This window comes from Chitinibacter sp. ZOR0017 (assembly GCF_000799095.1).
In the GTDB taxonomy this organism is placed as follows: Bacteria; Pseudomonadota; Gammaproteobacteria; order Burkholderiales; family Chitinibacteraceae; genus Chitinibacter; species Chitinibacter tainanensis.
Genome location: NZ_JTLG01000036.1, coordinates 1 through 6911, shown reverse-complemented (window position 1 = coordinate 6911; position 6911 = coordinate 1). Strand labels below are relative to the sequence as shown.

Here is a 6911-nt window from a genome sequence, read left to right as displayed (position 1 = left end):
TAGCGTCGCAACGCTCAAACAGCCGCATCTTAAAACCTTGCCAAGTGCCTCCCGAACGGCGCGGCTCCACGGGCGATCTGTGCTAACCACGGCAGGGGTATATTCATCAAAGGCATAAAAAGAAAGGCTCGCAGCACAATACTGCCGCCAGTATTTTCCGAGCTGGTGAAGTTGGGGCTTGGTTTCCCGTGTAGCGAAAACCGCAGCAAGGAGAGAGACAAACGGTTTTCTCGTTTGGCTCACGACGCGGCAAGGGCAGCGCGGAGCGCTTTTCGCTCGGGTCGCCTTCCTTTGCTTACTTTCCTTGGCGAAGCAAGGAAAGTGAGTGCCGCGGCGCATAGCCGCCAATTCGTGGTTGTTCAATTGCTGTTGGCAAATAAAAACCACCGTGATTGACGGTTTCGATATTCGCGGTAAACGTTGGGCTGCGAGAGCTTAGCCCAGCCTACGGAGTAGAAAAGTTCTTAGAATAATGTTTTGCAAAATTTATCTACGCCAGAAATTAGTTCTTGAACTTCGTCTTTCGTGGGCTCACGTTCTTTGTTATGGTCACATAAATTCCTAATATCACCCAACCGTTGAATTTGTCTCCATGATGGAGTGTCTAGTACATCTGCTTGCTTTAGGATCTCATTATAATCACTGATTCCAGGATGTTTTTTTCGCATAGGAATACTATGATTTTCGGCAACTTGGGCAAGGTGCTTTTCTAATACTACCCCTGCAACAGCACCACTTGCTCGAATAAATCCATTTTTCAGTAATTCTTGAGCGCTTGCTAGCTCAGATTCAAATAAATCGGCTTGAACAAGTTGGCGAATGTCAAAGAGCGAACTTTCAAATCTCGCTGAAACTGCATTAAGGATTGCTTGCTGCTGTTTAAAGTGAGGAATAGCTGCATCAGGTCCAACGACCTTAATTTTTTCATAACCTCTCGTAACAATTAATCCTTGTAAGCAGTCTTCTATGCGATAGTTTTCATAATCTATCTCTTTTCTAGGCTTCGGCTTTTCATAGTGGCGAGAGAAGTCGTTCAGGCGATCAGGCAGCAATTGCTTAATTAATGTTTTTGATTCCGAGTACCAAGTTTGGTAGTCTTTATCAAATGTTGGTAATTTACCGAGAATTTCCTCTGATTTTTCCCCCATGGCTTTTTTGGTTTGATCAGGAAAGCAATTGTATTGAAGTGAGATGAGTAGCAATTCGCCTTTTTTAATCAATCTTTCTAGGTCTGACCTATATCGTTCTAAATTTGTCTGCAAAATAACAGTCTCCTCGGGCTCGTGAGGTTGGTGGCTGACTCAAGTGTTTTAATCGAAATATAGCTTTCGCTATTTTCATGGTTTAGCTTTCAATTTATTGCAGTTTACCACGTAAATAGTGGGCTCCGCCTTCAGCTAACCCACCCTACACCTCAATACAAATCAATCCATCACCGCTTGGTAATCTCCGCCCAAATCTTATCCAGCCGTTTCACTGACACCGGGTAGGGTGTGCGCAGCTCTTGCGCGAAAAGGCTAATCCGCAGTTCTTCAATCATCCAGCGAAATGGCAGCAGGGGGAGTGTATCTCGCCCTTCGCGTTGCCATTTCTCGATCTCCGTCGTATACCGCTGCATCAGCTCGTTGATCTCCGCCCCGCGCTGGCCATCGCGGCTCGGGTTTTGCACGCGTTTTTCGAGGCGGATTTTCATGGCTTTCAGATACAGCGGCAGGCGCGGTAGCTGCTCCCACGGGGTGTGGGCGAGAAAGCCGGGGTAGACGAGGCTAGCCAGCTGCGCTTTCAGCTCGGTTTGCAGCGCGCCGGCTTTGGGTAGCAGGCCATTGATGGCGGTGTATTCGGGCGCAAGTTCGGTAAGGGTGCGCAGCACGGCATCGCGTACTGAGGGCAGGCGCACTTTGGCGCGGCTCTTTTGCTCGTCGAAGTCTTTCTTTTTGCGCGGGGCTTCGTCTTCGCCCAGAAAGGCGCGCTGGCAGATGCATTCGACCACATCGGCCAAGAGCTGATCGCTATTGCCCAGCGCGCGGTACTGAATGGCCAGCTGGTTGAAATTGGGCAGGGCTTTGGGCAGCTGTTTAACGTGCTCTTTGAGCTCGAACTGCAGCAGCTTCACTACGCCGGCGCGGTGCGCCTCAAGCGCGGCGTGTTCGGTATCAAACAGGCGAATGGCTACGCATTCTTTGCCGGCTTCGTCGCTATCGGGGATCAGACCCGGAAAGCCGATCATGCCTTTGCCGTGGCGTTTGAAATTGAGCTTGGCCGGCAGATCGCCAAAATCCCATTTCGTGAGGCCGGTTTTTTCGATGCCGGTGCTTTCATCGGCCGTATCGCGGAAGGTGAGCTGGGCGGCTTCGCCCAGCTGGGCGCGAATGGCGATCAGATCACGGCCTTGTGCCAGCTCCTGGCCGGCATCATCCACAATGCGGAAATTCATTTGCAGATGCAGCGGCAAATCTTTGCTGCTGATGTCGTCGGCGCTCACCGGCTGGCCGCAGCCGCGGGTGATGGCTTGCGCCAGCTGCGGCAGCAACGGCGCTTCACGGTCGGCGCGCTCTAGCTCAACCAGCATGCGGGTGGCAAACTCGGGCACCGGCACACACAGGCGGCGAATCGGCTTGGGCAGCGATTTCACCAGTAGGGTGATTTTTTCGCGGATCAGGCCGGGCACCAGCCAATCAAAGGTGGCGTGATTGACCCGATTGAGCAGATGCAGGGGGAGGGTAATGGTCACACCATCAAGCGCGTGGCCGGGTTCGAACCGATACCCCAGTGGTAGCTTGGCATCGTGCAGGCGGAAAAAGGCCGGATATTGCTCTTCGGTGACGGCGGCCGCGCTGTGCTGCATCAGATCATCGCGGGTGAGGAATAAGAGCTGCGGGGCAACTTTTTCGGCTTCTTTGCGCCAGGCTTCAAAGCTGGCGCCATTGATAATCTCGGCGGGCAGCTTGGCATCAAAGAAGGCAAACAGCGCGTGCTCATCCACCAGTACATCCTGCCGGCGGGCTTTGTGTTCCAGCTCTTCCACATCCAGCAACAGCGCCAGATTGTGCTCGAAGAATTTGGCGCGGGTTTGGAAATTGAAATTCACCAGTGCTTCGCGGATAAAAATCTCGCGCGCTTCCACCGGATTGATTGGGCCGTAATGCACCTTGCGCCGCGCCACAATCGGTAGGCCATACAAAGTCACCCGCTCGGAGGCGCTGACCTGCGCTTGTTCCTTGCTCCAGTGCGGATCGAAATATTGCTTTTTCACCAGATGCGGGGCGAGCTTTTCTACCCATTCCGGCTCAATGGCGGCCACGCAGCGCGCATACAGCTTGCTGGTTTCTACGAGCTCCGCCGCCACGATCCATTTCGGACGGGCTTTTTTCAGGTTCGAGCCCGGAAAGACCGTAAATTTAATCCCACGCGCGCCCAGATATTCGTCGTTTTCCGGCTGCTTAAAGCCCAGATTGCCCAAGAGGCCGGTGATGAGTGCCTTGTGGATTTGCTCGAAAGTGCCGGGCTTGTCGTTCAGGCGCAATTCGCTGGCCATCTCCGACAATTGTTTGTGTAGCTCCCGCCATTCGCGCAGGCGCAGGTAGGAGAGGAAATTGCGATGGCAATCCTGCACCAGCTGGCGGTTGGAGGTTTTGTCGGCTAACAGCTTTTCAAAGTAATCCCACAGCCGCAGGTAGGAGAGGAAATCGGATTTTTCTTCCACAAATTTGGCATGCGCCTGATCGGCCGCCTGGCGGGCATCGAACGGGCGCTCGCGCGGGTCTTGCACCGATAGCCCCGAGGCGATGATCAGCATTTCGCGCAGACAGCCTTCCTCTTGCCCGGCCAGCAACATGCGGCCTACGCGCGGATCGACCGGCAGGCGCGCCAGCTGTTGGCCAATCGGGGTGAGCCGGTCTTGCTCATCTACGGCATTGAGCTCGCGCAGCTGCTGATAGCCATCGGCAATCAGCTTACCCGACGGTGCTTCGATAAACGGAAACTCATCTACCCGGCCCAAGCGCAAGGCGGCCATGCGCAAAATCACGCCGGCAAGGCTGGAGCGCACGATTTCGGGGTCGGTAAACGCCGGGCGGGCGTTGAAATCGTCTTCCGAATACAGGCGTACACAAATCCCGCTGGCCACCCGGCCGCAACGCCCGGCGCGCTGGCGGGCCGAGGCTTGCGAGATTTTTTCGATTAAGAGTTGCTCGACTTTCGCCCGCGGGCTGTAGCGGTTAATCCGTGCCTGACCGCTGTCGATGACATAACGTATGCCCGGCACGGTGAGCGAGGTTTCGGCCACATTGGTAGCCAACACAATCCGCCGGCCCGATTGGCCGGGGCGGAAGATGCGTTGTTGTTCTTCATTTGAAAGCCGGGCAAACAGCGGCAAAATCTCGGCGCCCATCAGCTTGGCTTTGCGCAGCTCTTCGGCGGTTTCGCGAATTTCGCGCTCGCCGGGCAAAAACACCAGCACATCGCCGCTGCCATCGCGGCGCCACAGGTTTTCCACCGCGTGCACCACGGCTTCTTCCATTTCCAGCTCTTGATCGTCTTCATCTGTGCTGGCAAGCGGCTGATAGCGCACTTCTACTGGATAAGTGCGGCCTGAGACTTCCAGCACCGGTGCGCCATTAAAGTGGCGGCTAAAGCGGTCGGCATCAATCGTGGCCGAGGTGACGATCACTTTCAGATCAGGGCGTTTGGGCAGGATTTGCTTGAGGTAGCCCAGCAAGAAATCAATATTCAGGCTGCGCTCGTGCGCCTCGTCGATGATGATGGTGTCGTACTGGCTTAAAAAACGATCAGACAGCGATTCGGCCAGCAAAATACCGTCGGTCATCAGCTTGATGTAGCTGGCGCTCGAGCTTTTATCAGTAAAGCGCACCTTGTAGCCGACATGCTGACCGAGCTCGGATTTTAATTCTTGCGCAATTCGCGCAGCGACCGAGCGCGCCGCCAGCCGGCGGGGCTGGGTGTGGCCGATCAGTCCATGCACGCCGCGGCCCAGCTCAAGACAGATTTTCGGTAGCTGGGTGGTTTTACCCGAGCCGGTTTCACCACACACGATAACGACCTGGTGCTGCGCAATGGCGGCTTTGAGCTCGTCGCGGCGCTGATTAACCGGCAGGAAATCGTCGTAATCAGGGCTGGGAAGTTTCTCCCGGCGCAGCGCTGATTTGGCCAGCGATTTATCCAGGCCTTGGCGCAGTTGCTGGTGCAGCTGATCGGTGGGTTGCTGGCGTTTTTCCCGCTCGGCAATCTGGCTAATTAGCCGGCCAAGGGCGTAGCGATCGCTACTTTGGGTATCAAGCAGTTGGGTGCGCAGTTCGCGAAGGGAAGAACTCATTGCCGCAGTCGTTTTTTAAGAGCAAACAAAGCGGCAATTTTAGCACGGCTGGGGGCTTAGTCCTGCCGGGTGAGTAAGTGACCGAGCGGCGCCGGCAATTGGCCGATGCGCCAGTGGGTATTCTGGCCCAAGCCATCGCAGAGCAAGAGGCTATCCGCCGGCAAGGTCTCATGTAGACAAGTGGTGCAACCAAGCTCAGGCAAGGTTTTGCCAATCAGCTCATCCGGGCTAAAGCCCAGCGCCTGGCAGGCGGCGTGATTGGCAAACTGGATTTGCTCTTGCTGCACCAAGAGCATCGGGTGCGGCAGGGTATTGGCCATGGCCCGGATCAGAATGCCGCTTTCGGTTTGCGCGAGCTCATTTTCTTTTTGGGCGGTGATGTCGATGGCGATGGTAAGAATATAGGTAGCGCCTTCGCGGGCAATGGCGAGTTTGGTCATATCAAACCAATGCCGGCGCCCGCTTGCCAACACGCAGCTGTCTTCGATGCGGATCACTTCACCGCTGGCTAAAACTTGCTCGTCACCCGCGCTCAGGATGGGGGTATCGTCGTGCAGCCCAAGGTGGGAGTGCACAATCTGGTCATGCCCCAGGAGGGTTTGTGTGGTTTGGTTCACCAACAGGAAGCGGCCATGCTGATCGCGAATAAACACCAGATTGGGGCTGGCGTCGATAATCTGTTGGGTGAAAAGCTGCTGCTTGAAGAGTGCGGCTTCGGTGGCTTTGATGTGTGACACGTCACGGATGATCACCACGCAATCGCGCTCGCTCAGTGGCGTCAGCCGCGCTTCGAAGGTGTGCTGCTCATGTTCGGCGCCCAAGGTGTATTCAAAGCGGGCTTGGCGCTGGGTGTTTTGCAGCTCGATTAGGGTTTCCAGAAATTGCCGCGCTACCCGGGCCGGGAAAATGCTGCTGAGCTTGGCAAACTGGCTGCCGCTGGGGTGAAAGGGCAGATCATGCTGATTGTGTGAGCTAACCCGCCGGCTGGCGTAATCGATCGTCCAGAGTAAATCGGGCACCCCGGCCAGCACATCGTGGGCTTCGGCAGGCGGCACGATGGTGGTGTTGGTTTCGGTATAGGTATTAGTCTGTTTTGGCTTTGATACCACTGCCGGCCACAGCACGAGGCCAACCGTGGCGCCGAGCATGAATAGAATCAGGGTGTTGATCCAACCCTCACCGTGGGCGGCATTAAAGCTAAATAGCCCTAAAATCAACAGGCACAGGGTAATCGCATAGCCATGCGCGAGGGGGACTTGATAGCCCAGGCAGGTGAAGGTGGCGATTTTTTGCTCTGTGTCTTGTGCCATAGTCGGATCGGCCAGCCCAAGGTGGTGTTATCTGGCTGCTAAGTGTACAGGCAAACCCTGAGTGGTGCGATAGCGGCTCGGTTCGCGGGTTATGGCTACAACACCTGCGCGATGAATGGCAGAAATACACGCAGCAAATGGCGTTGTGATGTGGGCAGTACTGAGGAAACAAAAATAGGGGGAGAAGCAAGGATTTGGCGGAGTGGACGGGGCTCGAACCCGCGACCCCCGGCGTGACAGGCCGGTATTCTAACCAACTGAACTACCAC

At 55.4% G+C, this 6911-nt stretch carries 3 protein-coding genes; all 3 read right to left on the bottom strand.

The window, feature by feature from the left end; translation table 11 throughout:
- Positions 1–464: 464 nt before the first annotated feature.
- The 3 genes from L991_RS12050 to L991_RS12040 all read right to left on the bottom strand — a co-directional run bounded on the left by L991_RS12050 (position 465) and on the right by L991_RS12040 (position 6642).
- Entirely contained in the window at positions 465–1262 is a 798-nt protein-coding gene (locus tag L991_RS12050; protein WP_047395784.1) for a hypothetical protein, read from the bottom strand.
- A gap of 170 nt (positions 1263–1432) precedes the next feature.
- Positions 1433–5332 carry an ATP-dependent RNA helicase HrpA gene (gene hrpA, locus L991_RS12045; RefSeq protein ID WP_052190844.1) on the bottom strand — a complete coding sequence of 1300 codons (3900 nt, stop codon included), beginning with the start codon at positions 5330–5332 and terminating at the stop codon, positions 1433–1435.
- 56 nt (positions 5333–5388) lie between these two features.
- Positions 5389–6642: a PAS domain-containing protein gene (locus tag L991_RS12040; protein WP_047395782.1), complete on the bottom strand. Its 1254-nt coding sequence runs from the start codon at positions 6640–6642 to the stop codon at positions 5389–5391.
- Between the last annotated feature and the right edge of the window lie 269 nt (positions 6643–6911).

Excerpts from the sequence above, each read along its gene's own strand:
- L991_RS12040 (WP_047395782.1), bottom strand. The coding sequence starts at position 6,642 with ATGGCACAAGACACAGAGCAAAAAATCGCCACCTTCACCTGCCTGGGC.
- hrpA (WP_052190844.1), bottom strand. The coding sequence starts at position 5,332 with ATGAGTTCTTCCCTTCGCGAACTGCGCACCCAACTGCTTGATACCCAA.